General features: G+C 67.3%; 1 protein-coding gene and 1 pseudogene. Both read right to left on the bottom strand.

Annotation, left to right across the window (positions count from 1 at the left end; genetic code table 11):
- Positions 1 to 401 (bottom strand): annotated as a pseudogene (locus tag DBR12_RS23245) (bifunctional metallophosphatase/5'-nucleotidase); the annotation flags it as partial.
- 36 nt (positions 402 to 437) lie between these two features.
- A complete protein-coding gene (gene aroC / locus DBR12_RS19630) occupies positions 438 to 1,535 on the bottom strand; it encodes a chorismate synthase (protein ID WP_108618772.1) in 1,098 nt (365 codons plus the stop codon).
- Positions 1,536 to 1,598: the final 63 nt, after the last annotated feature.

The raw sequence follows: 1,598 nt of genomic DNA, 5'->3' as shown, positions 1-1,598 counted from the left end.
GCATTGAAGTCAATCTGCATGCGGTTGACGGCCTCGATCGTGGGCTCGTCCAGAAACAACGACGACACCAGCGGAGATGCGCCCACCATGTCACCCGCCGACACCACCGCATGGTGCGGCGACTGGGCCTTGAGGGCCGTCATGGCGCTGGCGAAGTAGGCCATGCCCCCGGCAGGCGCCAGCACCGGGCCTGTGGGCCCTTGCACCCGGTGCGCCATGTGGGGCGGCTCCAGGTTGCCATGGAGGTCGTTGAAGCCGATGAGGGTGATGTCGACGTGGGGCGGCGCGCTGCCCACCGCGGGAGCGGTGGGCGCAATGCCGCTACAGCCACCCAGCCACAGCGGCACGGCCAAGGCGGCCAGCGCCCGGCGACGGAAGGCCCGGAACAAGCGGTTGCTCATACAGAGTGACCGCCCCATGGGCGGCACGGGTTGAATTTACAGAAACGAGGCCTGGATGGGCGGCACGGGCGGCACCACATCGCCACACTGGGCGCGGTGGCGCAAAGCGTGGTCCATGACCACCAGCGCCAGCAAAGCCTCGGCAATCGGCGCGGCGCGTATGCCCACGCACGGGTCGTGACGGCCCTTGGTGATGACCTCGGCGCTCTGGCCATGGATGTCAATGGACTCGCGCGGGCTGATGATGGAGCTGGTGGGCTTGATGGCAATGCTCACCTCCAGGTCCTGCCCGGTGCTGATGCCGCCCAGCACGCCGCCCGCGTTGTTGGTGCGAAAGCCCTGGGGCGTCATCGAATCGCCATGCATCGTGCCCCTGTGGGCCACGCTGGCAAAACCGGCTCCAATCTCCACGCCCTTCACCGCGTTGAGCCCCATCAGGGCGTGGGCGATGTCTGCGTCCAGCTTGTCATACAGCGGCTCGCCCAGGCCCACCGGCACGCCCGTGGCCTGCACACGGATGCGGGCGCCACACGAATCACCAGCCTTGCGCAAGGCGTCCATGTAGTCCTCGTACTGCTGCACGTCTGCCACCGGGGCAAAGAAGGGGTTGCTGCGCACGTGGTCCCAGCTCTCGAAAGGGATAGGCAGCTCGCCCAGCTGCGTCATGCAGGCGCGAAACTGCACGCCGTACTGCTGGGCCAGCCACTTCTTGGCAACGGCACCGGCGGCCACCGTGGGCGCAGTGAGGCGGGCCGACGAGCGGCCGCCACCACGCGGGTCGCGGATGCCGTACTTGTGCCAGTAGGTGTAGTCGGCGTGGCCGGGGCGGAAGCTCTCGGCAATATTGCTGTAGTCCTTGCTGCGCTGGTCGGTGTTGCGGATCAGCAGGGCGATGGGCGTACCCGTGGTCTTGCCCTCGTACACGCCAGAGAGGATCTCCACCGCATCGGGCTCGTTGCGCTGGGTCACATGGCGGCTGGTGCCGGGGCGGCGGCGATCGAGATCGGCCTGTATGTCCGCCTCGGTCAGCGGCATGCCGGGCGGGCAGCCGTCGATCACGCAGCCAATGGCCGGGCCGTGGGATTCACCGAAGTTGGTGACTGCAAATAAGGTACCGATGGTGTTGCCGCTCATGGGCGAGATTATCCCAGACCCACCGCCCCCAAAAAGGCCGTGGGTACGCCCACGGCATGCCAT

Source organism: Acidovorax sp. HMWF029 (genome assembly GCF_003060895.1).
Taxonomy (GTDB): domain Bacteria; phylum Pseudomonadota; class Gammaproteobacteria; order Burkholderiales; family Burkholderiaceae_C; genus Acidovorax.
Note: the sequence above shows the minus strand (reverse complement) of the source record. Positions and strands in the feature narration are given on the sequence as shown.

Bases quoted from the DNA above. Each gene is read 5' to 3' on its own strand.
- aroC (WP_108618772.1), bottom strand. From the start codon at position 1,535: ATGAGCGGCAACACCATCGGTACCTTATTTGCAGTCACCAACTTCGGT.